This is a genomic window from Caulobacter sp. UNC358MFTsu5.1, assembly GCF_000712075.1.
Lineage (GTDB): Bacteria > Pseudomonadota > Alphaproteobacteria > Caulobacterales > Caulobacteraceae > Caulobacter.
Genome location: NZ_JONW01000011.1, coordinates 243,649 through 267,872, shown reverse-complemented (window position 1 = coordinate 267,872; position 24,224 = coordinate 243,649). Strand labels below are relative to the sequence as shown.

Genomic DNA, 24,224 nt, shown 5'->3' with positions numbered 1-24,224 from the left:
GCGCGGCTCACCCATAACCGGCCATCATGATGGCCACGAACGCGGCGCCCAGTCCCGCCACGCCGATCACCGAGGTGACGATGGCCAGCGGCCAGGGCCAGCAGACCCAGCCCGTCACCGTGCCGCTGCCGTCCAGGAACCGCTGGCCGGTCCGGTCCGTGGGGTTGGCGATGCCGTAGGCCATCACCTCCCAGGGATTGTCGAAATAGGTCCACCAGGTGATCGCGTCCCCGATCCGGCGGCTGGAATCGATCAGGCCGGCGATCAGGGCCGGGATCAGGGTCACCAGCATCCAGCCGACATAGGAGAACCAGAAGAACGGCCCTAGCAGCCGGTTCTGCCAGATGTGGATCGTCTCGTGCTTGAACAGGTCCGTCGTCGGGTCCCAGGCGTCGGTGTTGCTCATCACCGCGCCCTGGGTGAAGGCGAAGCCCGACCGCACCGCGAAGCCCTGCTTGTAGCGGTGGGCGTCGTGGCGGTTCTCGTCGGGACCGTCGCCATGGTCGCCCCAGGCGAAGTTGATCAGGTGCATCAGGACGCCGTTGGTGTTGCCGCCCAGCCCCCATGTGACGTCCAGCAGGAAGGCCGGCGCGCCCAGGCCCGCCCATTTGTGGGTGGCCCACAGGCCGTCGAACAGGCCCACCAGCCCGCCGACCACCAGGGCGATCCACAACAGCGCCTCCACGCCGATCACGGGATGGCCGAAGCCCAGCGAGATCAGGTTCACCACGCCCGGCCAGATGAAGAACAGCAGGCTGGTCACGGTGATCGCCGCGTCCGAGTCCCCGCCGACGCTCAGCATGATGCTGATGAAGGTCCGCGCCAGGAAGGCGCCGAGCGTCGCGGTGAGGAAGGTCTCCAGCACGCGCCACAGCGCCGCGCTCCCGTCGCCCTTGGCCAATCGCACGATCAGGGCCACCAGCGCCCCGGCCACGCCGAAGGCCAGGGATCCGAGGATGGCCTCCAGAGAGAAGATCCGCTCCATGATGCACTCCTTACGGACCCGCCGAAGCGGGTCCCCCTCCTGCACGATCGCCGGACCCGCGCCGGGCGGGTCCGGGGGTTTGGACGCCTAGCCCGCGGGCGACGCGACCTTGGTTCTCGGGATGATCCGCTCGGGCCGGCAGGCGCGATAGCGGGACGGACCCGCCGCGTTCTCCTGGGCCACGACGGTGCGCCGCTCGCCGGTGACGCAGACGTGGTCGCCGTTGTAGCCGTCGCGCCAGACATAGCCCATCAGACAGGTGTCCGGACCGTACGGACCGCCGTTCGGATTGCGGCGCGCGCCGGCCTGGCCGTTCTCCAAACGGGCCAGGTAGCTGGACTCGGGCGGGACGCAGACCCGGTCGTTGGGCCAGGCCCCGCGCCAGACAAAGCCGTCGATGCAGGCGCCGACCGCCGGATCGCAATTGGCCTCGGCCGGTTCGATGATCGGCGGTTCCTCCTTGGGTTCCTCCGGCGGGGGTGTGACGGCCGGCAGGGGGATGGCCACCGTCAGCAGGATCGTCTCGCTCTTCTTGGCCTTGACGTCGGCGGCGGGCGACTGGTCCAGCACGGTGTCCGGGGCCTTGTCGATTTCCTTGTCGGTCCGCTTGACGGACTTGTAGCCGGCCTTGTCCAGCGCTTTGACGGCGTCGGCATAGGGTTGGCCGACCACGTTCGGGACCTTGCCCCCTCCGCCCAACGCCACGACAGCGATGATCACGGCGATCACCAGGACCAGCACCCCGCCGGCCACCGCGATGATCCACCACGGGAACGGCTTCTTGGGCGGCGGCGCGGGGCCGGCGGCCGGCACGGTGACCGTCGCCGCCGTGCTGTCGGTGCTGTCGTTGTCGGGGTCGTTGACGTTGGTGGCCCGCAACTTGATCCGGTGCTGGCCCGGCGGCGCCGCGGCCGGGATCTTGGCGACCACGGTCACGGTCTGGTTCTCGCCCGCCGCGACCGGCCGTTCCGATTCCCCCTGGACCTGGTACCACTCGGGTTTGCCCTCGCCCTGGACCTGGACGCTGAAGCGCGCGGTCAGGCCCTCGCCCGTCTTGTTGGTGACGCCGAAGACGGCGCTGCCCTTGTGGAAGCCGCCCTCGGTCTTCAGGGCGACGGTGGTCGGTCCGTCCGGAATCTCGAAACTCGGCATGTCCTGATCCTTGGGTTCGACGTCCTTGCGGTCGACGCCGCGCCGCGGGCTTCGCGCCCGCGACGCGGCGCGCGATCACTTCGGCAGGGTCCTCAGCGTGGTCGGCGCGACCGTCTTCACCGACCGCATCTGGGTGCTGTAGGTCAGGATGTTCGCGTCCACGATCGCCCGGCAGAACGCGATGTTCGCCTGGGCGCTGGCGACCGTGATGTTCACCCGGGTGCCCAGGGCGACCCTGGTCTTCGGCTCGATGCTCTGGGTCATGATCATGTTGGGCGTCCCCACGCAGGTGGAGCCGATCGACCCGATGTCGGTCCCGGCGTTCTTCAGCGCCTGGATGCCCGCGATCCCGCCGATCTGCGGGCTGAGCAGGTTGGGCACGACCACGCCGGGATCAGTCGTCAAGGCCACGACGCTGCCCTTGGGGGCCTTGGTGTCGCCGGCCGGATTCTGAACCAGGACGGAGTCCGGCTGTTGACCGGAGGCCTTCCCGACCGCCGACGTGACCTTGAAGCCGCGATCCTCGAGCAGCGCCTGCGCGGCCACCAGCGGCTTGCCGGCGACGCTCGGCACGGCCACCGTCTCGCCGACGGCCACGGTCAGCTTGACCTCGGTCGTCGCGGGATCTGCCTGCGCGTCGGCCGCGGGTTCCTGCTTGAACACCTGACCCAGGGTCTTGTCGCTGGAGACCTCCTCGATCGCCGGCCCGACCTTGAAGCCGGCCTTCTCGAGCACGGCGGCGGCGTCGGGATAGTCCAGCCCGGTCACGCCGGGCACGGCGACCGTCGGCACGCCCGCGACGGTCAGCTTGACCCGGGTCGTCTTGGGATCGGCCTTCGTGCCGGCCGCGGGGTCCTGCAGGAACACCTTGTCCAGGGGCTCCTTGCCGGGCGGCGCCTGTCTGATCTCCGGTTCGGCCCCGTAGCCCTTGTCCTTCAGGGCCGAGACGGCGGAGGCGTAGTCCATCCCGATCACCTTCGGGACCTTGGAGCCGCCGCTCATGACCACGACGGCGATGATCACGCCGATCACCAGCACCAGCACGCCGCCGGCCACCGCGATGATCCACCACGGGAACGGCTTCTTCTTGACCTGCGGCTTGACGACCGCCGGGATCGTGATGGCCGCGGCGGTGCTGTCGGTGCTGTCGTTGTCCGGGTCGTTGACGTTGGTGGCCCGCAGCTTGATCCGATGCTGGCCGGCCGGCGTCGCGGCGGGGATCTTCGCCAGCACCGTGACCGTCTGGGTCTCGCCGGCGGCAACGGGCCGCTCGGGTTCGCCCTGGATCTGATACCATTCGGCCTTGCCGGCGCCCTGGATCTGCACGCTGAACCGGGCGGTCAGCCCCTCCCCGGTCTTGTTGGTGACGTTGAACACGGCGTTGCCCTTGTGGAAGCCGGCCTCCGTCTTCAGGGCTACGGTCGTGGGGCCGTCCGGAATCTCGAAACTCGGCATGGGCGTTCGTCCTCGTGCTCGCGATCAGGCTGCAGAAAATTCGATTTCGTAGGTCGTGTAGGCGGGACGCTCTTCGTCGACGATCCGACGCACTAGATCGGCCAAAGGCCGTGCGGCTGCCGGGGCGACGACGCGCAGGTGGAAGCACCGTGCGACGCCTTTGGGCCCGGGCGGGTTCTCCTCCACGGCGTAGCCGGAGACCCCGGTCGCCACGGTCAGGATGCGTTCGAGGGTCCGGCGAGTGCCGCGCCAGCGCGCCAGCTCGGCCGCCTCCAGGCACAGCAGCCGCAGGCGGCCCATCCCGGCGGCGTAGCGCGGCGCGCCCTCGCCTGGGCGTCCGCCGGTCCAGTCCAGATAGCGGTCCAGGTCCAGCCAGCGGGCCAGCATCAGGGCGAAGTTCGGCGGCGCGCGCATCGGGTCGACGTGGGCGTCGAGGGTCGCCAGGGCGTTCTCGGCCGGCGCCTGCAGCATCTCCATCACCTCCAGCGTCGCCGCCAGCGGCTTCTTCGGCGCGATGGCGGACTGGTAGGTCTCGGGCAGCAGGCGGGCGATGCGGGCGCGGTCCATCGTCAGCCCCCCGTATCGTCGTCGATCACCACCGAAAGGTGGTGTTGGTCGGCGCAATAGAGCCAGTTGGGCGGCAGCGGGATGCGGTCGGTGAACACCGTGGCCGAGGCGGTGGCGAAGTGCTGGGCCCCGTCCAGGCTGCGGTAGACGCCCATGGGGCCGCCCGCGAACACCATCGGCGCCGCGCCGGCGACAGGCGTCGCCGCCACGCTGGACACCACGTGCAGCAGCCGTTCGGTGTCGCGGATGGGCAGGCCGGCGTCCAGCGGCGCGGCCCGCCAGGACGGAGCGGCCGCCGTGGTGTCCAGGGCCAGCACGCCGCCGCGGTTCGACCCGGCGAACACCCACTGGTCGGCGAAAGCCAGCCCTTCGCACGAGCCGCCCTGCCAGCCGATGTTGAACGGCTTAAAGCCCTCGGGATCGTCGGCGCCGCCCGACCGCAGCTCCACCCGGAAGGCGCCCGAGCCCTGCTGACCGGCCTCGGCCGCCGCCGCCGCCCACAGGAAATCGCGAGCGTTGAAGCGCTGCACCGTCAGGCTGCGGATGTCCTGGTTGACCAGGCCGATGGGATGGAAGCTCTCGGACACCCCGCCCAGCGCTGACAGATAGACCCCGCCCTTGACCCGGGCGGCCACCGCGACCTGCACCACCCCGGCCGACGAGACCGAGGTCGTCACGGCGTAAAAGCCCTTGGTGTCGCGGGTCTTGTCCACCACCACGGGGGCGGGACCGGCGTCGCCGAACGGCTTGAGCTGGCGAAGGCCCTCGCCCGTGGCGATCAGCAGCAGGGGCGAGCCTTCGCGGTCGAGCCAGTCGGCGTCGGACACGTCGCTGTTGAACACCGCCGCCTCGGTCTTCCAGGTCTCGCCGCAGTCGCGCGACACGTGGATGGCCCCGCCGGCCTTGCGGACGACGCCCAGCGCCATCAGGCCCGGCCGGTCGCGGTGGCGGCGCACGAACAGCGGCCGGTCGCCGTCGGCCTTGAACACCACCGACCAGGTGTTGCCGTCGTCGAGGCTGCGGTGCAGGCCCTGGTTGGTGGCGGCGAACCAGGTGCGGGGCTGGTGCGGGTCGCGCAGCAGGTCGGCCACGTCCCGGTCAGGCGCTTCGCCAATGGTCAGCCGAAGCTGGTCGGCGTAGCGCACGCTGGGATCGGCCAGCATGGCCTCGTAGACGTCGGAGGCGCGCAGCACCTGGCCGAAGGGCTCGTCGCGCAACGGCGAGAACAGCTTGTTGAGCCGGACGCGCAGCCGGGCCTCGACCGCCGGGGCGTCCTCCTCGCGGCTGACCACCACGCGCGCGGCCACCGACACGGGGCGGACCCTGGCCCAGCCCACCGAGGTCTGCACGCCCAGCGGCCGGCGCTGGTCGACGGCCTTCTGGACGCGGGCCCGCAGGTCCTCGCTCCGGCGATCGACCACCGCCTGGGCGGTCACGCCCGCATCGGGCAGCGTCTCGGGATCGACGGCCGGCACCAGCAGGATCTCGACCACCCCGGGGGCGGCGTGGGCCCAGACCTGTGACTGGGCGTAGGCCTTGGCGCGAGCCACGGCCCCGACGCTGAGCGCCACCCGCTCGAAGTCGCGGGCGGTGACCGCGCAGCGCATGGAGGTCAGTTCCAGTGGCCCGCGCCGCACCGCCGCCTGGACGGTCTCGGCCTCGGCCCCGCCGGCGGCGCGCGCCGCGTTGGTCACCGCCAGACCCGCGATCGGGGTCTTGAACACCGTGAGGACGCCGGGCGCCACATTGCCGGCCCGCCCGCCGCCGACGCGATACCAGACCCGGATGTCGCGCCCCAGGGCCGGCACGGCCGACAGCGGGGTGGAGCCCTCTCCGGCCATGGCCGGCGCGAACTGGATGCGGCCCGTAGCGCGGTCGACCTTGTAGACGCAGTCGGTGGGCGCGGCGTCGGCGAAGCTGAAGACCTCGCGCCAGATGCGATAGCTCTTGTCGCCCAGCGTGCGCGACACCGCCCCGTCGGCCAGCTCGGCGCTGTCGGCCTCGACGCCGACGATCAGGTCCAGCCCGTCGCCGGAGGGGGCGATGATCGGCGGACGCCGCACCTGCACGCTGAGGCCGGGCGCGCCTGTGCCGGCGCCGACCGACTCGGCCTCGACCGTCTCGCAATGGAGGGCCGGCGCGTCGACGCTCTTCTGGTCGGGCGGCAGGATCGCGGCCTGGGTGACCACGAACGTCACCGAGCCGTCGCTGGTGGCGATCCGCGCCCCGGCGGGGATCGTGATCCGCCCATTGCCCTCGGTGCGGGTGAAGGTCAGGGTCGCGGCGGCCGCGGCCGGCGGCCGGATCTGGGCGCCGACTAAGTTCAGCAGGCTGACATACAGCTTCTCCGGCACGCGATTGAGCCGGTACAGCATGGTGTCGGTCAGGTAGGCGAAGGTCTCCAGCAGGGTGATGCCGGGATCGCTGGGATTGCGGTCGGTCCATTCCGGGCACGAGCGGTCGATCACCTTGACGGCGTCGGCCATCAGCTCGGTGAAGGTGCGGTCATCCAGCTTGGGGGTGGGCAAGGGCATCAGGCGGCCTCCCCTTGCAGGTCGAGGCCGAACTGCAGCTGACCCGGCTGGTTGCTGCTGCGCACCCGGTAGTCCAGGGAGACGTTCAGCTGGCTGGGCGCGGCGGGATCGACGCCCGCGTCCAACCGCACGATCTCGATCCGGGGCTCCCAGCGCTTGAGCGACTGGCGCACGTAGTGGATGGCCAGGCCGGCGGTCGTGGCGTCGTTGGGCGCGAACATCAGCCGATGCAGCGGACAGCCGTAGCTGGGCCGCATCACGCGCTCGCCGGGTATGGTGGTCAGCAGCAGGATGATCGCCTGGCGCACGGCGTCGGCGCCGCTCACCTCGGCCAGCCGCCCCGCCGGCGACAGGACCAGCCCCGCCGGCCGCCGCAGCTCGGACGTGGCTCCGCCCAGCTCCGCGCCCTCGAACCGGATGCCCCGAACGCTCTTCATGCTCAACTCCCGGCCGCCACGAGGCGCTGGCCAGGATCGACCACGCGATAATTGACCGTGCCCGGCGGCGACCCGTCGGTAAGCCCCGTCACCGTGTCCAGGCACACCGCCCGGCCGCCGATGGTGACGAAGGTCGAATAGCCCTGCTTGACCGCGAGCGTGGTCAGGCAGGGGCGCAGGCCGATGACCGGATTGGCGTTCGGACAGGCCGAGATGGGCCGCGACTGCGGGTTGGGATTGACCAGCGCCAGCCGGCTCTTGATGCGCACCAGGGTCTGGGTGGGGGCTATGCCCACCCGGCCGCCATGGTCGCAGACCAGCGTCGCGTCCTGGGTCAACCATAGCATGCTCAACCCTCCTCGAACGCGACGGCGGCGGCGCGGATCGTCAGCCGGCGGCCCGGGGCCTCGATGACCAGGTCGCCGCTGGCCCTCAGGCGCGAACCGTTGGGGCCGAACTCGAACAGGCCGCCGGCGCGGGTCTCCAGCCGCGCCAGGGCGTCGACGCTGTCCAGGGTCAGCACCTGGCCGCCCGGCGTCCGCACGGTGAAGGCGCGCGCCCCGGCCGTCCCCGCGCCGCGCGGTCCCGGCGCGGTGCGTTCGCCATAGAGGCCGCCCAGGACCACGCCGCGCGCGGGATCGCCGTCCGGGAACAGCACCAGCACGTCGTCCTCCGGCTCCGGCAGGATGGCGACGCCCTTCTCGGCGCCCGCGCCCAGCAGCAGCACCGACATCCAGCCGGTCTCGACATCGCCCAGCACCGGCAGCTTGACCCGGACCCGCGCCAAGCCGTCGGGATCGTCGGCGTCGGTCACCTTGCCCAGGGTGAAGGCCGGCGTGCGCGGCCGGTCGGGCCGGGCCGGCGGTTCGGTCGAGATCTCGACCACGTAGCCGCGGGCTTCCTCGAAGCGATGCAGGGCCCGCGTCACCACGCAGCGGCCGTCGACCAGGTCGCCCAGGCCTTCCACATTCACCGGCCGCCCCGGGCGCAGATGGGTGTCGCCCTCGACCACCGCGTCCAGCAGCACGGCGCGCGCCACCGCCCGGTCGAGATCGGCCTGGGCCAGGCTCTCGGCCTCGGCGGCGTCGGCCGCCAGGCGATTGAACAGGGTCCGTCCGCCCAGGTCCGGGAAGGCCGTCAGCCCGCCGTCGCGCAGTTCCTCGGCGTCCTGCCGCGCCAGGCCCGCCCGGGCGTTGGCCGCGACCGCCCGCGACGGGTCCCACGACTGGGCGCTGGTCCAGGGGCGCAGCGAGTCCGCCCCCGCCGAGGCCCGCGCCTCGATGATCTCGCGCCGCATCCGCAGCGGAATCGGCTCGCCCTCGCCCGCCAGGCTGATCAGCCGCAGGTCGGTCCCCTCCACCACCAGATAGAGGCCCGCGTCCCGCGCCAGGTCGACCACCAGGTCGAAGTCGTTCTGGTCGTGCTGGACGATCAGGGCGCGGGTCGGCGGATGCTCGGCGCACTGGAACCCCAGGCCCAGGTCGCCCGCCATCTGGCCCGCGACGTCGGCCACCGTCTGGTCGGTCAGCGCCCGGGCGCGCTGGCGCAGCCGGGCCCGGTGCAGCTTGTCCAGCGCCCGCAGCCGCACGATCCGGCCCTGGTCGGCGTCGTTCTGGTACTCGACGGCGGTGATCTCGCCGTCGAACAGATCGCCCGAGCCGTCGACCGAAAAGGCCAGGCCCGCGCCCAGCCGCAACCCTCTCAGGGCGTCGGCGGGCGGCTCGGCGAAGACCAGTTCGGCCATGGCCGGCGCATTGAGCGCCTGGCGCACGAAGGCCGAGACCGCGTAACGGCCCAGGGCCGGGTCCAGGGGCGATCCGTCCAGGCGCGCCCGCAACGGGCGGTTGGCGAAGATCGAGGTCATGCCCGCGCCTCCAGAAGGATCGCCAGCGAAGGCAGCACGATCGTCGTGCCTTCCGGGATGTTCAGGGGGTCGTCAACGCCGTTGTAGGTGGCGATCTCGGGCCACAGGCCCGGATCGCCGTAGCCGTCGTCGGCCATCTGATCGAGCCGCTTCAGGGGCAGGCCTTCGCTATCGACCGGCATATCGACGGCCGGGTATTGATCGATGGACCCGCTTTCCAGGTCGAACGGCGACTCGAACTGCGGCGTCACCGGGCGGGCGGGCGCCGGGCGCGGCTCGGAATCCTCGACGCGGCGCAGGCGCAGGCTGAGCCACGACCGGCGCGGCGCCCCGTCGGCGTTGAACCGCTCAAGCCGTTCGGCCACGTGCAGCACGACGCTGGGGATATTCCAGGACTTGCCCCAGATGAACCGCACCGTGGGCGGGGCCGAGAAGCCGTCGGCGGCGATGGCGTTCTCCGTCAGGTCCCAGAGCGGACGGGTCAGGGCGCGGACATCGTCGTCCGCGGCCGGACCCTGGCCGTCTTCCGGCGCGGTCGACGGCCGGCCTTCCCGGGCGATCTCGACGTCGAACAGCAGGTTCAGGTCGTATTCGGTGACACCGCCGCCGGTGGCGATCAACGGGTCCTCGGACCGCGCCACGCCGGTCAGGAAGCCGCCGCCGGCCACCCGCGTCCGCACGCCGGCGGTGCGCCGGGCTTCCAGGCTCTCGGGATTGAGCAGGCACGAAAGCCGCTCGCCCGACCGCTCCAGCAGGAAGGCTACACGCTCCATCGCCCTTCCTCCTGTTCACGAGCCAGTTGGTCCCACCGGGGCTGCGGAGCCTCGACGCCGGTCGGCGCGGCGAAGGTCGGCGGCGGAAGCGCGGGCCAGCGATCGTCGGACGGCGGGTCGGCGAACGGGCGCGAGGCGGCGCGCGAGCTGGACGGACGAGGCCCCGCATAGACCGGCCGCCTGTCGTGGGGCGGACCGGCCGGCGTGGCGTTAGAGACCTGACGGGTCGCCCGGGCGACGGCGCGATGGACGTCCCGGTCCTCGCCACGGCTCGGCGGCGCATCCCGCTCTACAGTTGGATCGCGAAGTGGAAAGTCCGGCCCGGCCCGGCCCTGGGGCTCGATCGCGGACGACTTGAAGGATGGCGCCGGAGGCCTGGGCCTGGGCGTCGACGACGGAGGATCGATCGGCGGCGTCGTCGGCGCGACGGCGGGTTCGGAGGCGGCCGGATGCTCGGCGCGCGGATGCGGCTTGGCCCGCAGCGCCGTCAGCGCCCGAAAGACCGCGTGTCGCGCGGGCGGCGACGGCCGGGCGCGCCAGACCCGTTTCGGCGCGACGGTTCGACGATCCGAGGCCAGGAATGGAAAGGCCGGGCGAGGCTTGGGCGCGGCGTCGACGACCACCGGTTCAGGGGCTTCCGACGGGTCTTCGACGGGCGGTCCCGGAACCGTCGAAAGCGCGAGGGGGCGTCCCAGCGAGGCGGAGGCCGATTTCGCGAAGAACCAGGATTTCCGATGCGGGACGCCACGTCGCGCGGCGACGTCTTCCGTGAAGGTCTCCGGCCGGTCCTGCTGGCGGCCTTCCGAACCCGGCGGGGCGGCGATGCGGTCGACCGACGGCCGTTGGGTCGGACGTCCAGGCTCGGCCTTCACCGGCTCCCACGTCGGCTCATGGGTCGCCAGTCGCGACACCGGCGCCTGGGACAAGGCGGTCGCGTGCGAAGAGATGCCTGACCGGGTCGCGGACACTTCCGGATCGGCTGTCGCGACCGGGGCTGGCCCTTCCGGCGTCGCTCGGGACAGCTCGGCGACCAGGCTCAATGGCGACCGGGGCCGGCGCGTCGGCCCAGGTGTCGCCGTGGGACGAACGATCCGCTCGGACGCCGGCGCGACGTTCGCCGCCGCGAACACCGGTCGCGGCCGGCGCCGGCGCTCCGGCTCCGACCGACGCCAGACCTCGCCCGAGCGATCCCGCAGATCGGCCAAGCTGGGGACGCCAGGGTCCCTCGCGATCGGTTCGCGCGCCTTCGGGACCGGCGACGCCTCGGGCGTCAGCGGCCGCAGCGGCGGGCCGTCCGCCCCCACAGGCGCCCCCGCGGGCGGCCAGGCCGTCGGGTCGCTGTTCAGCGACAGCGGCGCCTGACCCGTTTCGGCCAGCTGGGACGTCCGCTCGGCCACGTGCGCCAGCCAATGGGCCGGCGCGCCCGGATAGCGTTCGGCCAGGGCGGCCATCACCGGGTCCGGCGCCGGCGCGGATCGATCCTCGGAGGCGCGCTCCAGGGCCTGGGCCACCGAGCGGGCCAAGGCCGCCATGGCGATCAGCCAACCCGAAAACAGGCGGCGAAGGGCCATGGCTTACGCTCGGGTCAGGGTGTCGAAGGACAGCTTGAGTTCCTCGATCGCGACTTCGCGGCCGAGGGCGTCGAACGACACGCCGCTCCATTCACAGGGCCAGGCGTTGTCGAGGTTCCAACGCAGGACCTCGGCCGTGCCCTTCACGTCCATCATCGCGATCGAGATGTTGCGACGGGGCGTGCCGCCGGCCAGGACCTCCTTGAGCCAGTCCCACAGGGCCGGGGTCTTGGTCAGGCCGTAGCGCAGGGTGACCTCGGCGTACTCGATCGGCCCGGGCAGGGTCCGGACGATCTGGCCGCTGCCGGACTCGCGATAGCGGATGGGATGGATCCGCACGCCCAGGCCGAAGCACTCGGTGAACCGGACATCGCCCATCTCGCGGGACGACAGCATAAAGTTGTAGTTGCGGTAGACGTCGGGCAGAGCGCCAACCTTGGGCGCCGCCGCTGCTTCTTCAGGCTTAGCCATGACGGATCCTCTCTAGGGTTGGGGGTCAGGCGGTCTCGACGGTGGTTCCGACCGCCGTCTGGCCGATGCGGAAGATGACGAATTCGGCCGGCTTCACGGGCGCGATGCCGATGACCACCACCACCTGGCCGGCGTCGACCACCTCGGGCGGGTTGGTCTCGGCGTCGCACTTCACGAAGAAGGCGTCCTCGGGCCGGGCGCCGGCCAGGGCGCCCTGGCGCCACAGCAGGGTCAGGAAAGCGCCGATGTCGCGCTGGATGTCCTTCCACAGCGGGCCGGCGTTGGGTTCGAACACCACCCAGCGGGTGCTGATGGCGATCGACTCCTCGATCATGTTGAACAGCCGCCGGACGTTCAGGTAGCGCCAGTTGCTGGCGCTGGGCGCCAGGGTGCGCGCGCCCCAGACCCGCACGCCCTCGCGGCTGAAGAAGCGGATGCAGTTGATCCCGACCGGATTGAGCACGTCCTGGTCGGCGCGGGACACCATCTGGGTCAGCCCCTGGGCGCCGCGGATCGTGACGTTGGCGGGCGCCTTGTGCACGCCGCGCTCGCTGTCGGTGCGGGCGTAGATGCCGGCCATGTGGCCCGACGGCGGGATCTCCACCGGGTTCTTCGGATCGGGGTCGACCGCATCAAGGCCCGTCAGCCAGGGGAAGTAGCAGGCGCCATAGCCGCTGTCGGAATCCCGGGGGCGCTGGCCGGGCTTCTGGCCCTTGGGCTTGGCCGGCGCGCCCGCATCGCCGGCGGGCGCCGCGGGCGGCGCGGGCCCCTCGGCGGCGCGGGTCAGGACCTCGACGTCATCGACGCGAGCCGGAGCGTCCAGGATCGCCACGCGGTCCTTGAGCAGCTCGGCGGCGTCCAGCAGCGCGCCGTGCGACGCCGGATCGGTCCGCCCCGGAGCGGCGATGATGGCGATCTCGTCGATCGCCGCCAGGGCGTCGAGCCCTCGCCCCTTGCCGGAGATGGCCCCGTCGGCCTTGGTGTTGACCACGTAGCAGCGCGAGCCGCCATTGAGGAAGAAGCCGTAGACGGCGTTGGACAGGTGGGTGCCCTTGTCGCCGTCCCGTATGTAGGTTCTCTGGAATTCGCTCCAGTTGTTGATCGCCTTCGCCTCGTCGACGAGGACGTCGGGGTTCGGCGCGGTTCCCACGAACCCGGCGGTCGATGTTCCCACCGCCTCGATCGGGCGTGTTCCAGAGTCGATCTCCTCGACGTAAACGCCGGGGCTCAAATAGGACAGCATGTCAAATCTCCAGCGGTAAACGAAGGATCACGGGACTGTCGGTCTCGACCTCGCTGTCGATCTCGACGCCGCGGGCGCGGACGTTGAGGCGGACGGGCTTGTTCTTGGCGCCCACGGGGCCGCGTAGGCGGAAGCGGCCGAACGCATCGGTCCGGGCGGTGCGGTCCACGCCCTCGACGCGCACCACGGCGTCGGCGACCGGCATGTCGCCCGGCCCCAGGACCGAGCCCTGCAGGACGCCGAGCTCGCCGGCGTCGACCGTGAGCGGGAAGCGGACGAGCGCCGCCGCGGCGGCCGCGCGACGCCGGGCGACCGAGACCATGGACCGCAGCACGAAGCCCGGGCCCGGCGGCAGGCTCAGGTCGAGGCACAGTTTCAGCGCGTCGCGATCCAGCACCACCTCGGACTCGTCGCGCTCCATCGCCGCGAACAGCAGCCCCATGGCGCCGGTCTGCTCGACGATCGGATCGGCGGCGCGCACGGTGACCAGGTAGTCCGCGGCCAAGGTCAGCGGCGGCGAGGCCGCCCGGGGCGTCGCCTGCGGCGCCAGGCCAACAAGACGAAGATCGACCCCTTCCCCGCAGTCGCGATCGCCCAGGGACCGGGCGACGACGGCGCGACCCGGCAGGACCTCTTGGGTCCAGCCGATTAATTCGCGCGTCGTTTCCTCCAGCCCCTCAGGCATGTTTCAGCTCGCTCCCCCGGGTACAACCAATAGGCGTCCACTCATACTAAGACCGAACTTTAACAAATGAAAAGCTCAGATTTCACCGTTTTCTGAATGCGATTTTCACCAGTTCTTCAAAATCGACCCAGATAATTTGCCGAACCATCTATTGCCGAAATTATAGTAATAGCATCCGAAAGAAGACGCATATGCGCGCCTTGACTTGGCACTTTTTGCCATAGACAACTATTTTTCGACTTATCCTATGAAGGAGATTTGGTGAATTTCGCCGCACAGGCGTATTTTAAGCTTGGTGAAATTAAAAAGTTCCACGAAAACGAGCACCGAATAATTCAAACCACCGAAACTAGAAATGAACGTAATAGTTGCAGTTTGGGGAAGGTTCCGGGCTCGACGGCGACGCCACGGAGGCGCCGCGGATCACTCGTCCACCATCTCGCCCCACCGGGCGCCGACGGCGCGGCCGGCGCGCCCGCGCCAAAGGCGCAAAGCGCCGTAAGAGCGCGTTAACGCGCGCGCTATCTACTCGGCGTTAACTATGATTCGAGAGGACCATCGGATGCTGGCCGAGCCTATCGCGCCCGTCGGCGCGGACCCCATCGCCGCCGGACGGGCGGCGCTGGAAGCGGGCGACGCCGCCGAGGCGGCGCGGCTCTTCCTGACCATCGCCCGGGCCAAGCCGGCCGACCACGAAAGCCGGTACTGGCTCTACAGCGCCCTGATGGCGGACGGCCAGCCGGACTCGGCGCGGCCGTTCCTGGACGAGGCCCGCGACCTGCATGCGACCTCGCTCTTCCGCGGGATGGGCGTCGACGTCCAGCGCTTCCGGGCGGACAAGGCCTATTGCGGCGATGTGGGGCTGGCGCTCTACAGCCACCAGCAGATGGCCGCGGCCAGCCTGGCCCTGGGGCGCAGCCTCGACTTCGACCAGCTCAGCCTGCAGCACATCGCGTCCTACGGACTGTCCCTGCTGCACCAGGGCCGCACCGATGAAGCCATCAACGTCTTCCAGGTGGCCGCCGATACGTTCCAGAACTCGGTGGTCCACGAGTTCCTGCTCTACGCCCTGTTCCACGCCCCCGATCGCATGCAGCGGGTGGCGGACGAGGCGCGCCGCTGGAGCGACCTCTACGCCGCCCATCTGACCCCGGCCGAGCCGCGCTTCGACAACGACCGCACCGCCGGTCGGCGGCTGCGGATCGGCTATGTGGGCCCCAGCTTCACCCGCAACCAGGTGGCCCAGTTCCTGCTGCCGGTGCTGGACGCCCACGACCCGGCCGTCGTGGAGGTCTTCCTCTACTGCGCTGAACCGGCCGAGGAAGGCCCGCTGCCCCAGGGCTGCAAGGTACGCGGTCTCGACGGCATGAGCGACGCCGACGTCGCCGCCCTGATCCGCAAGGACGAGGTCGACATCCTGGTCGACGTCTGGGGCCACACTGCAGGTAGCCGCCTGGGCGTCTTCGCCTATCGTCCGGCGCCGATCCAGGTCGCCTGGATCAACTTCGTCCAGACCACCGGCCTGGCCTGCATGGACTACATCCTCCACGCCGACAGCATGGCGGTCGAGGGTTCGGAGCAATACTACACCGAGGAGATCTGGCGGATCGGCCCGATCGTGGCGCCCAGCCGGCCGTCGCCCGATCGGCTGGACCCGGTCCCCACCCCGGCCCTGAAGAACGGCTACGTCACCTTCGGTTCGTTCAACAATCCGGCCAAGCTGAGCGAGATCACCATCGCCGCCTGGGCGATCATCCTCGGCCAGCGGCCCAACGATCGCCTGGTGCTGAAGTACGCCACCTTCGCCGACCCGGTCCTGCAGCGCGTGACCCAGGCCCGCTTCGCCGCCTACGGCGCGCGGCCCGAACAGCTGGAGTTCCGTGGCCGCACCACCGGCGTCGACTACCTGCGCGAGTTCCAGGACATCGACCTGGCCCTGGACCCCTCGCCCTGCCCCGGCGGCACCACCTCGTGCGACGCCCTGGCCAACGGCGTGCCCCTGCTGACCCAGCTGGGCGAGGACCTCTACGGCCGCATCGGCGTGCCCGTGGTCGAGCCCTGCGGCCTGTCCGAACTGATCGCCGACGGCTGGGACGACTACGTGGCCAAGGCCCTGGCCGTCACCGAGGACTACGAGGCCCTTGACGCCCTGCGCGCCAAGGTGCGCCCGGGCTTCGACGCCTCGCCCTACTGCGACGACGTCGGCTTCACCCGCAATCTGGAAACGACGTTCCGCCAGATGTTCGATCGCTGGCTGGCGGCGGAGCGAGCGTGATGTCGGAACGGGTGATCGAGGTCGGATGCGACCTGCGCGACGGGACGATCGTCCCCCGGATGGAGCACGCCGAGATCGTCGACCGGGTGATGGGCCAGGGCCAGTTGCTCGTGCTCAAGGGGGTCTTCCCCTACGACCAGGTTTCCGACCTGCGCGCGGCCGTCGCCGCCTGGGGACGCGAGACGCCGCCGGCCGAGATCGACGACTTCGCCGGCAACTATCACCGCCGCCGCTGCATGATCTCGCGCCTGCAGCAGGCGCCGCACGTCTTCCACGACTACAATTTCAACGACCTGTCCGCGGCGCCGCCGGCGCTCGAGCTTCGGCTGCGCAACCTCTTCGAACCCCTGCGCGGGCTCTACAACGCCCTGACCGGCGCCGGCGTCGAGTTCGAGATCCCCGCGTCGGGTCCCTACGTCCATCCGCAGCTGATCCAGTATCCGGCCGGCGGCGGCTTCTTCGCCCGCCACTGGCACAACCTGCTGCCCCAGCAGCTGGGCTTCATCGTCTCGCTGTCGCAGCGCGGGCGCGATTTCCGCAACGGCGGCACGTGCTTCGAGATCGAGGGCGAGGTGATCGACATGGAGACCCGCCAGGACGCCGGCGACATCCTGATCTGGCGCTACGACCACCATCACTGGGTCAGCCAGTCCGACCTTCGCGACAAGTTCGACTGGGACAGCGAAGCCGGACGTTGGGTGGCGACCTTCGCCTATTTCGATCCACGCGGGTGAGACGGCTGAAATGACCATCGACTTGAAGGCCAGCAAGTACCGTTGCCCCACCTGCGGCGGCGCGGATTTCGTGACCAGCGTCACCCAATGGCGCTGCACGGGCTGCGGCCAGACCTACGCCTGCGTCTACGGCATGCCCAAGCTGTTCAACGAAGAACGGCTGGGCGCCCAGGACCGCAAGCTGCGCGACACCTTCTACGACGGCCTGTTCGGCCGCCTGTACCAGGTGACGATGCCGGCGATCGTGATGCCGGTCCGCCCCCTCTCCCTATCCGGTCCCTATTGGATCGCCTACGCCGCCGCCTGGATCGCCCTGCTGGGTCTGGTGATCGGGCTGGTGGCCGCCCTGGCGTCCGGCGCGCTGGTGGCGGCGCTGGTCCTGGCCGTTCCGCTGGTCCTGGCCGGCCTGGTGCTCAATCGGCAGCGCTACCTGCTGCACCTGCTGTGGACCGCCGCGCCGGTCTGGCTGTCGCTGTCGCGCCGTCCCTACACCCCGCCCGAGACCTTCGCCGCCGTCCACGAGCGCGTGCTGGCGCCGCTGCGGACGGCCGGTCGCCGCCTGCAGGTGCTCGACGTCTCCACCGGCTCGTGCAACTCGCTCTACAAGCACGGCTGGATGTCGCTGGACGCCGACTACACCGCCATCGACCTGTCCGAGACCATGCTCAAGCAGGGCAGCGAGATGATGAGCAAGGCCGGCGTGGCGGTCGATCTGGTGCTGGGCGACGCGATGGCGCTGCCGTTCCAGGACGACCGCTTCGACGTGGTGCTGAGCTACGGCGCGGTGAACGGCCTGACCGATCCGGTCAAGGCCATCGCCGAGATGGCCCGCGTGGCCAAGCCCGGCGGCGTGCTGCTGTTCCTGGACGAGCAGATGTACGACGCGGCGACGCCCCTGGACCGGGCCTATTTCCACAAGGTGCTGTCCAGCCACAACATCATCCACCGCTGTCCGGTGGAGAGCCTGCCGGCCAGCCTGACCGACGTGCGGGTCTCGCAGATCTATCAGTTCTACTACATCTGCACGGCCCGTAAGGCGGGGTGATCCCGCCCTACGGCTTCAGGTGGACGAACATCGCGCCGCCGGCCACGAAGTGGCGCTGGACGCGCGAGCCGTAGGCGGCGATGGCCCGGTCGGCGACCTTGCGCGGCCCGTCGCCGTGCGGCCAGTGGTAGTCGTCGAAGATCACCCAGCCGTCGGGCGCCACCAGGGGGCTCCACAGCGCGAAGTCCTCGGCCACGGCCGCCTCGTCGTGGTTGCCGTCCAGGTGCAGCACGGCGATCGACCCGGCCAGGGTCGTCGATCCGAACTCGGGCGAGGTCACCGCGCGATCCTCGACATAGCGCCGATGGGCGTCGGCCGAGGTCATGGGCAGGTAGTTGAAGTCGCCCGCCGAGCAGCCCAGCATAGCCAGCAGGAAGCCCGTGCGGACGAGGTTCCAGTCCCAGCCGCCGGAGGCCTCCTGGATCAGCACCGGGGCGTCGGTCTGGACCGACAGGCCCAGGTCCCACGGATCGACGCACAGGGTCGCGCCCACGCCGCAATAGGTGCCCACGCGGTTGAAGACGTAGCTGCTCTTGCCGAACAGGGCGCCGATCTCGACGATGTCGCCCTTGGGCGCCAGGGGCACGACGCCGCAGATCGCCAGGATCTTCTCGCGCGAGCATTCGCCGTGGATGGTCTCGGCCTGGGCCAGGATCCCGCCCACCAGTTCGGCCGGCAGCGACGAGGGGGCGCCGGCGATGGCCGCGATGGTCTCCAGGCCCGCCCGACCGTCGGCCAGGGCGGCGCTCACGCGGTCCATCTGGCGCTTGAAGGGACCCGGCCCCATCAGCCGCACGCCCGGCAGGCGCTCCGGCAGGGCCTGTTCGAACAGGTGGAAGGTGGCGGCGTGCGGCGTGAAGACGTCGGTGACCCCTTCGCGGGCGACCAGGGCCGCCAGGGCGTCGAAGAAGTCGGGCGCGCCGATGAACGGCAGCCGCCCCCAGGCGTCGAAGGCGCCGGCGTTGGGGTCCTGCTCCAGCGACGAGGCCCCGACGACGCGGCGACCCCACTGGTGGGCTTCGCGGGCGAACTTGGCGGCCGCCTCGAGGGCCGAGGGGAAGACGAGGATGGTCATGCGTCCTCCAGGACGGAACAGCCGACGCCGGTCTGGCCGAAGCCGTCGCCGTTGTGGAACATGATCTTGCGGCCGTCGGCGACGACCACGCTGGGATACGACATCGTGGCGCTGTTCCAGCCTTCGCCGGTCGGCTTCAGCCCCTCCGGATCCGGCTGGCGGGCCCACTCCACGCCGTCGGTCGAGGTGGCGTGGCCGATGCGGTAAGAGCCCGTCCCGTCGCGATAGCCGATGCTGTTGCGGTACGAGAACCACATCTCGTAGCCGTCGCCCGTGCGCAGGACCGAGGGCCGGGTGTTGGCTTCCAGCGGATCGAGCTTGGGGATGCAGGCGTGGTTCAGCTGTCGCCAGGTCAGGCCGTCGTCCGAGCGGGCCAGCTTGATCTGGTAGGTCGGCTCGAACTTGCCGTCGATCTCGACCCAGCCGGTGCCCGAGCCGTACCACATGGTCCAGGCCCCGTTCTCGATCAGGATGTTGGGGGCCATGGTCATGTAGGGCTCATGGGGCGTGCGGTCGACGACCGGCCCCTCGAAGGCGCGCTCGAAGGTCAGGCCCCCGTCGCGGCTGCGCGCCAGGCCCACCGACATGCGATACGGCACATTGCCGCCGCGGCTGACGCCGCCGTAGTAGAGCCACATCTCGTCGCCGACCATCATCGCCTGGCTGCCGATGGCCCCGTCCTCGTCATGGGTCCCCGGCTTGCCCAGGCCCAGAACGGGCTGGTCGTGGACGTACAGCACACGGGTGGGATCGGCGCGGTCGCACTCGAAGAAGCTGGTGCGGCTGCGGTTGTCGGCGTCGCGGGCGCCGTAATAGACGCGGATGCGGTCGCCCATCAGCAGGGCCGCCGGGGCCTGGGCGTGGGTCTTGGACCAGTCGAGCTCGCCGTTGGGGACGAAGATCGCGCCGAGTTGTTTCCAGTCCGCCACGCGACCTACCCCTGCCAATAGTCTTTGGCGGCCAGCAGGGCCCGGTAGTCGTCGCTGGTCACGCCCACCATGATCCGGTCCCAGAAGCGGCCGCCCCGGAAGTACCAGTCACGCTGACGGCCCTCTTCCTTCCAGCCGCACTTGCCGCAATAGACCCCGGTCGAGGCCTCGTTGTAGGCGATCATCGACCCGTCCAGCCGGCGCAGGCCCAGCTCGTCGAAGGCGTAACGCATGGTGGCCATGATCACGTCCACCCCGACGCCCCGGCCGCGCATGTTCGGATCGCCGATCATCATGCCGTGGAAGGCGTTCTTGTTCTTCCAGTCGATGTCCACGAGGTTGGCCGTCCCGACCAGCCCGTCGCCGGGGACCTCGATCGCGAAGCGCTGGTTCAGGGGATCGCCGGCCAGCCGCTCGAACCATTGCTGGGTCTGGCGCAGCGAGGTGGGGAAGTGCCACCCGCCCAGCATCGACCACAGGTCGGGATCGTTGCCCCACCGATGCAGGGTCGGCAGGTCCGCCTCCTCGATGGCGCGCAACGTGACGATCTTACCCTTGATGTTCATTGACCTGCTCCACCTTGCGATGTCCCCGGTAGGCAGGGAAGAAGCCGCTGTCCACCCTGTCGGCGCTCAAGGCCCGATAAGCGTCCGCGTCGAGCACCGCGCCGCACAGGCGTGCGGGCGCGACCGTGTTCGCGAACCCCCTCTTGAACCGGACCAATCCGTCGTCGGGATTGTCGTTCACCCCCGCCCCGCCGGCGAAATTGATCACCCGGCAGTCGTCCAGGCTCCGCGACGCCATGTCGTTGACGGCGTAGGCCGCGCCGGCGGCGTAGCCCTCGGGCGTGGACGCGGCGAGGTGGCTGATGGCGTGCCCCTCATGGGTGACGAACACATGGGCCGAGACCATCCGGTCCTCGATGAAGGCCGCGAAGGTCCGCACCCCGGGCAGGGCGGCCAGCAGGGCGTAGTGTTCGGGCGGGAAGACATGCGTGCCGGAAAGGCCGTGCCGGGCGACCAGCTCGCCATAGAGCGCCCGCCACGCCGGCAGGTGGTCGCCCAGGGCGATCTCCTTCGCCGTCACCCGCCCGTGGGCGCGCTTGATCTCGTAGCGATGATGCTTGGCGTAGGCGAACGGCCCCAGGTCGCGGTCGAGGATCTGATGCGACTTGAACGGGCGGGCGAAGTCGAAGGCGGCCTCCAGCACCGAAGTCGGCGGCCCCAGACGGCCCTCCACCACCAGCACCGCCGAGACCAGGCCTTCCGCCTTCAGCCGCGCCAGGCCGCCGGCGAGATCGGCCTGGTCCGCCAGGATGGTGAGCGGATAGGGCCCGATCGCGTCCTCGCGTGTCCCGCAGGGCGTGGCCCGCGCCAGCACCCATGTGTCCCACTCGGGCACGGCGACGGGTCGCCCGATGTGGCCGAGCGTGGCGGCGTAGTCCTCGCGGGCGTAGGGATGGGTCATCGCAGCAGATCGTTCGCCAGTTCGGCGATTCGTTCCATCGTCGCCGCGTCGTAGCGATGATCGCACGGCAGGGTGACCAGTTCGCGCGTCCAGGCCGCCTCGCGGGGGAAGGCCTCGGCCGGCGCGGCGATCCGCGGCCAATGCACGGCGGCGAACACACGACGGGCGTGCAGGCCGGCCAGCAGCCGGTCGCGCTGTTCCGGCTCGAGGCGCAGGACGTAGCCCAGCGGCGGCGCGCCCGGATCGGCGGGCAGCGCCGACCAGGCGCGCAGTCCGCGATCGAGGACGGCCCAGTTGGCGCGGCGCGGCGCCGCCAGGCTTTCCAGCGAAACCTCGCCCAGGATCGCCAGGCTCTCGGCGGTCATGGCCTGGTCGCCGACGGTCATGGCCGCTTCCTTGGCCTGGTTGGCGAGATGCCAGGCGGCGTTGTTCCGCCCCTCCGGATCGGCGGCGCGCAGCCGCGGCGCGCGCCACAGGGCCTCCGCGTCCGCGGCCGTCGTCGGCTGGGGCGGGCTCCGGGCCGCGTCGGGCGCCGCCAGCAGGCCGCCATCGGCCACGCCCAGCAGCTTGCGGGGACTGAACAGCAGCCAAGCGCCGGGGATCGGCGCTCCCGCGTCCAGGGCCTGGGCGCGGTCCTCGGCGATCCGCAGGTCCGGACGCCGGGCGGCGAAGGCGCGCGCCTCCGGCCCGATCGGCAGGCCGAAAGAGGCGACGAACACGACGAGGTCGCCGGGCCGGGCTCCGGCCTCGATCACCGCCACGTCGGGGGTGAAGCCCTCCAACACGGGATAGAAACGCGTCCGGGCCGCCAGGGCGGGGTCCAGGAGATCGCCGCAGACGAAGGCGGGCAGCCAGATCGAGGCCGTGGGCCAGGTCCGCGCCAGGGCCGAGAAGGCGGAGCGGGAATTGACGAAAGCGCCGTGGGGACGCCCTCCGGTCCACGCGGCGAGCAGGCTCGGCGCCCCGACATCCCCGTCGGCGCGATGGCGCTCGAAGAACCCGCCGATCGGCCGGGAGGACGGCTCGACCGGGGCGCCGGCGGCGGTCACCGGGCGGTGTATCCGCCGTCGACGAGGTAGGTTCCCCCGTGACAGGACCCCGACTCGTCGCCGCACAGGAAGGCGGCCATCTGGGCCACCTCCTCGACCGAGACGTACTTCTGCAGCGGCAGCGACTTGGAGGCGTCCGGCCGCCCCGCGGCGCGGGTCGGGTCGCGGGCGGAGAGCGCCTCGTCGAGACGCCGCATCATGTTCGAGGCGATGGGACCGGGGCACACCGCGTTGATCCGCACGCCGTGGGGACCGGCTTCGAGGGCGGCCGAGCGGACCAGGCCGATCACCGCGTGCTTGCTGGCCGTGTAGGCTGCCAGGTTTGGGCCGCCGACCACGCCGGAGATGGAGGACAGGGCCACGATGCTGCCCGCGCCCTGGGGCTTCATCACCCGCAGGCAGGCCTGCATCCCGTGGAGACAGCCCTTCACATTGACCGCCATGACCTGGTCGAAGGCGTCGCCGTCGATCTCCTCGATCGGCGCGACCGGCCCCTCGATCCCGGCGGCCAGGACCGCCGCGTCGAGACGGCCGAAGCGCTCCACGGCGACCCGCACCGTCGCGTCCACGGCGGCGCGGTCCGTGACGTCGGCGGCCTGGAAGGCGACCTCCGGCCGGGCCAGGAAACGCTCCGGCGGAGGCGTGCGGTCGCTCATGACGACCCGCGCCCCACGGTGCAGGAACAGGTCGGCGCAGGCCTGACCCACGTCGCCGGCGGCGCCGGTGACCAGGACGACGCGGCCCTCCAGGCTCGACATCTAGGCCTCGGCCAGGGCGCGGCCCAGGGCGGCGGCGATGCGGCGGATCTCCGGCACGCTGAGGTCGATGGCGAAGGGCAGGCCCACGACCGACGCGCCGAGGCGATCGGTGTGGCGAAGGTCGCCGCGGCCGCAGTCGGCGAAGGCCGGGCTGATGTGGCACCCACGGCCCCACCACTGGCGGGTCTCCACGCCCTCGGCCTGGAGCGCCGCCGCGACGGCGGGCGCGGAGCCGTCCGGGACGCGGACGTTGCAGACGCTGGTCACCCATTCCGAGCCCCAGCCGGGCTGGAACCGAACCTTCGGCTGGTCGATGAGGCTTATGCGCAGGTGCTGGGCGGCGCGGGCGAACTGCAGGCGGTCCGCTTCCCAGGAATCGAGGGCGGCGAGGCCCACGGCCGCGGCGTATTCGGAAAGCTTGGCGTTGGTGGCCGGGACCTGGCTCTCGCGGCTGCCTTGGAAGCCGAAGGTCGACAGCTGGCGCACGCTCAGGGCCAGGTCGTGGTCGTCGGTGACCAGGAAACCGCCCTCGCCCAGGCCCAGCGCCTTGGTGGCGTGCAGGCTGACCACCGCCGGCAGGTCGGCGTCGCGTAGGGCGTCGAAGGCGGCCGCCGCGTCCAGCAGGACCGGGACGCCGGTCTCGTCGCGGAACCGGCGCCAGGCGCCGAGGTCGCCGAGGGCGCCGAAGGCGCAGACCGGGATCACCGCGGCCAGATCGTCGCGCACGGCCGCCGGCAGGCTCTCGATCGCGTCGGGGGCCATCATCCAGGTGTCGGGATCGACATCGACGAACCAGGGGCGCAGGCCCGCCTGGATCACGGCGTGGGCGGTGGCCACGAACGTCCAGGCCGGGATGGCGACATACCCGCCCGCCGGCAACTCCATGGCCTTCAGCGTCAGGATCAGGACCTGCGTGGCGTTGGCGACCGTCACCACCTCGGCGCCCGCCGGGAATCGTGCGGCCAGGCGCGCTTCGAACTCCGACAGCAGCGGCCCGAAGTTCGAATACCAGCGCGCGGTGTCGATCCGCTGCAGGTACGGAAAAATCGCTTCGGCTGAAGGCAGGCGGGGACGGGCCACCGGCACGGTCGCCAGGACGGCCGGCCCAGCATGGGTCGTTGCTTTATGGACGAGCAAAAGAATTCCTCCGACGTC

At 70.9% G+C, this 24,224-nt stretch carries 23 protein-coding genes; 3 read left to right on the top strand and 20 right to left on the bottom strand.

Going from position 1 to position 24,224, the window contains the following annotated elements:
* Window positions 1-7 precede the first annotated feature (7 nt).
* The 13 genes from BR39_RS0122355 to BR39_RS0122295 all read right to left on the bottom strand — a co-directional run bounded on the left by BR39_RS0122355 (window position 8) and on the right by BR39_RS0122295 (window position 13,737).
* The gene (locus BR39_RS0122355; RefSeq protein WP_029916349.1) at window positions 8-985 is read right to left on the bottom strand and encodes a hypothetical protein; all 978 of its coding nucleotides are present in this window, start codon (window positions 983-985) and stop codon (window positions 8-10) included.
* An 87-nt stretch (window positions 986-1,072) separates the two neighbouring features.
* Entirely contained in the window at window positions 1,073-2,137 is a 1,065-nt protein-coding gene (locus BR39_RS0122350; RefSeq protein ID WP_029916341.1) for a PASTA domain-containing protein, read from the bottom strand.
* A 75-nt stretch (window positions 2,138-2,212) separates the two neighbouring features.
* Window positions 2,213-3,592 carry a PASTA domain-containing protein gene (locus BR39_RS26280; protein WP_081916956.1) on the bottom strand — a complete coding sequence of 460 codons (1,380 nt, stop codon included), beginning with the start codon at window positions 3,590-3,592 and terminating at the stop codon, window positions 2,213-2,215.
* A gap of 24 nt (window positions 3,593-3,616) precedes the next feature.
* Window positions 3,617-4,159, bottom strand: coding sequence for a hypothetical protein (locus BR39_RS0122340; RefSeq protein WP_029916336.1), 543 nt, complete (start codon window positions 4,157-4,159; stop codon window positions 3,617-3,619).
* Window positions 4,160-4,161: 2 nt separating this feature from the next.
* Window positions 4,162-6,693, bottom strand: a complete 2,532-nt coding sequence (locus BR39_RS0122335) for a baseplate J/gp47 family protein (protein WP_029916334.1) — start codon at window positions 6,691-6,693, stop codon at window positions 4,162-4,164.
* On the bottom strand, window positions 6,693-7,130 hold the full coding sequence (locus BR39_RS0122330) for a GPW/gp25 family protein (protein ID WP_029916332.1): 438 nt from the start codon (window positions 7,128-7,130) through the stop codon (window positions 6,693-6,695). Before BR39_RS0122330 ends, BR39_RS0122335 begins: the two co-directional genes overlap by 1 nt.
* Window positions 7,131-7,132: 2 nt before the next feature.
* Window positions 7,133-7,477: a hypothetical protein gene (locus BR39_RS0122325; RefSeq protein WP_029916329.1), complete on the bottom strand. Its 345-nt coding sequence runs from the start codon at window positions 7,475-7,477 to the stop codon at window positions 7,133-7,135.
* Window positions 7,478-7,479: 2 nt separating this feature from the next.
* A complete protein-coding gene (locus BR39_RS0122320; protein WP_029916327.1) occupies window positions 7,480-8,994 on the bottom strand; it encodes a phage baseplate assembly protein V in 1,515 nt (504 codons plus the stop codon).
* Complete coding sequence (locus tag BR39_RS0122315; protein WP_029916324.1) at window positions 8,991-9,767, bottom strand: hypothetical protein; 777 nt, start codon at window positions 9,765-9,767, stop codon at window positions 8,991-8,993. Before BR39_RS0122315 ends, BR39_RS0122320 begins: the two co-directional genes overlap by 4 nt.
* Window positions 9,755-11,218, bottom strand: a complete 1,464-nt coding sequence (locus BR39_RS26635) for a hypothetical protein (RefSeq protein ID WP_156035869.1) — start codon at window positions 11,216-11,218, stop codon at window positions 9,755-9,757. Before BR39_RS26635 ends, BR39_RS0122315 begins: the two co-directional genes overlap by 13 nt.
* Window positions 11,219-11,341: 123 nt before the next feature.
* Window positions 11,342-11,809, bottom strand: a complete 468-nt coding sequence (locus tag BR39_RS0122305) for a phage tail protein (RefSeq protein ID WP_029916321.1) — start codon at window positions 11,807-11,809, stop codon at window positions 11,342-11,344.
* 25 nt (window positions 11,810-11,834) lie between these two features.
* Window positions 11,835-13,052, bottom strand: coding sequence for a phage tail sheath C-terminal domain-containing protein (locus BR39_RS0122300; RefSeq protein WP_029916320.1), 1,218 nt, complete (start codon window positions 13,050-13,052; stop codon window positions 11,835-11,837).
* A gap of 1 nt (window position 13,053) precedes the next feature.
* Window positions 13,054-13,737 carry a carboxypeptidase-like regulatory domain-containing protein gene (locus tag BR39_RS0122295; protein ID WP_029916319.1) on the bottom strand — a complete coding sequence of 228 codons (684 nt, stop codon included), beginning with the start codon at window positions 13,735-13,737 and terminating at the stop codon, window positions 13,054-13,056.
* Between the two features lie 562 nt (window positions 13,738-14,299).
* On the opposite strand from BR39_RS0122295, the gene BR39_RS25950 reads away from it, so the two are divergent.
* Genes BR39_RS25950 through BR39_RS25945 form a run of 3 tightly spaced genes read left to right on the top strand, consistent with a single transcriptional unit; the run spans window position 14,300 to window position 17,791 of the window.
* Window positions 14,300-16,012 carry a tetratricopeptide repeat protein gene (locus BR39_RS25950; protein ID WP_051696030.1) on the top strand — a complete coding sequence of 571 codons (1,713 nt, stop codon included), beginning with the start codon at window positions 14,300-14,302 and terminating at the stop codon, window positions 16,010-16,012.
* On the top strand, window positions 16,012-16,746 hold the full coding sequence (locus tag BR39_RS0122285) for a hypothetical protein (protein ID WP_029916317.1): 735 nt from the start codon (window positions 16,012-16,014) through the stop codon (window positions 16,744-16,746). Before BR39_RS25950 ends, BR39_RS0122285 begins: the two co-directional genes overlap by 1 nt.
* A 10-nt stretch (window positions 16,747-16,756) precedes the next feature.
* A complete protein-coding gene (locus tag BR39_RS25945; RefSeq protein WP_051696028.1) occupies window positions 16,757-17,791 on the top strand; it encodes a class I SAM-dependent methyltransferase in 1,035 nt (344 codons plus the stop codon).
* A 7-nt stretch (window positions 17,792-17,798) separates the two neighbouring features.
* Here BR39_RS25945 and BR39_RS0122275 read toward each other — a convergent pair whose 3' ends face one another.
* Genes BR39_RS0122275 through BR39_RS0122245 form a run of 7 tightly spaced genes read right to left on the bottom strand, consistent with a single transcriptional unit; the run spans window position 17,799 to window position 24,149 of the window.
* Complete coding sequence (locus tag BR39_RS0122275) at window positions 17,799-18,866, bottom strand: class I SAM-dependent methyltransferase (protein WP_029916312.1); 1,068 nt, start codon at window positions 18,864-18,866, stop codon at window positions 17,799-17,801.
* Window positions 18,863-19,795: a hypothetical protein gene (locus BR39_RS0122270; protein ID WP_029916311.1), complete on the bottom strand. Its 933-nt coding sequence runs from the start codon at window positions 19,793-19,795 to the stop codon at window positions 18,863-18,865. Before BR39_RS0122270 ends, BR39_RS0122275 begins: the two co-directional genes overlap by 4 nt.
* 5 nt (window positions 19,796-19,800) lie before the next feature.
* Entirely contained in the window at window positions 19,801-20,361 is a 561-nt protein-coding gene (locus BR39_RS0122265; RefSeq protein WP_029916309.1) for a GNAT family N-acetyltransferase, read from the bottom strand.
* Window positions 20,345-21,262: a hypothetical protein gene (locus BR39_RS0122260; RefSeq protein ID WP_029916308.1), complete on the bottom strand. Its 918-nt coding sequence runs from the start codon at window positions 21,260-21,262 to the stop codon at window positions 20,345-20,347. Before BR39_RS0122260 ends, BR39_RS0122265 begins: the two co-directional genes overlap by 17 nt.
* Window positions 21,259-22,311 carry a hypothetical protein gene (locus tag BR39_RS0122255; protein WP_029916306.1) on the bottom strand — a complete coding sequence of 351 codons (1,053 nt, stop codon included), beginning with the start codon at window positions 22,309-22,311 and terminating at the stop codon, window positions 21,259-21,261. Before BR39_RS0122255 ends, BR39_RS0122260 begins: the two co-directional genes overlap by 4 nt.
* Window positions 22,308-23,069 carry an SDR family NAD(P)-dependent oxidoreductase gene (locus BR39_RS0122250; RefSeq protein ID WP_029916303.1) on the bottom strand — a complete coding sequence of 254 codons (762 nt, stop codon included), beginning with the start codon at window positions 23,067-23,069 and terminating at the stop codon, window positions 22,308-22,310. Before BR39_RS0122250 ends, BR39_RS0122255 begins: the two co-directional genes overlap by 4 nt.
* Complete coding sequence (locus tag BR39_RS0122245) at window positions 23,070-24,149, bottom strand: DegT/DnrJ/EryC1/StrS aminotransferase family protein (RefSeq protein ID WP_051696026.1); 1,080 nt, start codon at window positions 24,147-24,149, stop codon at window positions 23,070-23,072.
* Window positions 24,150-24,224: the final 75 nt, after the last annotated feature.

Bases quoted from the DNA above. Each gene is read 5' to 3' on its own strand.
- BR39_RS0122355 (WP_029916349.1), bottom strand. From the start codon at position 985: ATGGAGCGGATCTTCTCTCTGGAGGCCATCCTCGGATCCCTGGCCTTC.
- BR39_RS0122350 (WP_029916341.1), bottom strand. From the start codon at position 2,137: ATGCCGAGTTTCGAGATTCCGGACGGACCGACCACCGTCGCCCTGAAG.
- BR39_RS26280 (WP_081916956.1), bottom strand. From the start codon at position 3,592: ATGCCGAGTTTCGAGATTCCGGACGGCCCCACGACCGTAGCCCTGAAG.
- BR39_RS0122340 (WP_029916336.1), bottom strand. From the start codon at position 4,159: ATGGACCGCGCCCGCATCGCCCGCCTGCTGCCCGAGACCTACCAGTCC.
- BR39_RS0122335 (WP_029916334.1), bottom strand. From the start codon at position 6,693: ATGCCCTTGCCCACCCCCAAGCTGGATGACCGCACCTTCACCGAGCTG.
- BR39_RS0122330 (WP_029916332.1), bottom strand. From the start codon at position 7,130: ATGAAGAGCGTTCGGGGCATCCGGTTCGAGGGCGCGGAGCTGGGCGGA.
- BR39_RS0122325 (WP_029916329.1), bottom strand. From the start codon at position 7,477: ATGCTATGGTTGACCCAGGACGCGACGCTGGTCTGCGACCATGGCGGC.
- BR39_RS0122320 (WP_029916327.1), bottom strand. From the start codon at position 8,994: ATGACCTCGATCTTCGCCAACCGCCCGTTGCGGGCGCGCCTGGACGGA.
- BR39_RS0122315 (WP_029916324.1), bottom strand. From the start codon at position 9,767: ATGGAGCGTGTAGCCTTCCTGCTGGAGCGGTCGGGCGAGCGGCTTTCG.
- BR39_RS26635 (WP_156035869.1), bottom strand. From the start codon at position 11,218: ATGGCCGCCCTGGCCGAACGCTATCCGGGCGCGCCGGCCCATTGGCTG.
- BR39_RS0122305 (WP_029916321.1), bottom strand. From the start codon at position 11,809: ATGGCTAAGCCTGAAGAAGCAGCGGCGGCGCCCAAGGTTGGCGCTCTG.
- BR39_RS0122300 (WP_029916320.1), bottom strand. From the start codon at position 13,052: ATGCTGTCCTATTTGAGCCCCGGCGTTTACGTCGAGGAGATCGACTCT.
- BR39_RS0122295 (WP_029916319.1), bottom strand. From the start codon at position 13,737: ATGCCTGAGGGGCTGGAGGAAACGACGCGCGAATTAATCGGCTGGACC.
- BR39_RS25950 (WP_051696030.1), top strand. From the start codon at position 14,300: ATGCTGGCCGAGCCTATCGCGCCCGTCGGCGCGGACCCCATCGCCGCC.
- BR39_RS0122285 (WP_029916317.1), top strand. From the start codon at position 16,012: ATGTCGGAACGGGTGATCGAGGTCGGATGCGACCTGCGCGACGGGACG.
- BR39_RS25945 (WP_051696028.1), top strand. From the start codon at position 16,757: ATGACCATCGACTTGAAGGCCAGCAAGTACCGTTGCCCCACCTGCGGC.
- BR39_RS0122275 (WP_029916312.1), bottom strand. From the start codon at position 18,866: ATGACCATCCTCGTCTTCCCCTCGGCCCTCGAGGCGGCCGCCAAGTTC.
- BR39_RS0122265 (WP_029916309.1), bottom strand. From the start codon at position 20,361: ATGAACATCAAGGGTAAGATCGTCACGTTGCGCGCCATCGAGGAGGCG.
- BR39_RS0122260 (WP_029916308.1), bottom strand. From the start codon at position 21,262: ATGACCCATCCCTACGCCCGCGAGGACTACGCCGCCACGCTCGGCCAC.
- BR39_RS0122250 (WP_029916303.1), bottom strand. From the start codon at position 23,069: ATGTCGAGCCTGGAGGGCCGCGTCGTCCTGGTCACCGGCGCCGCCGGC.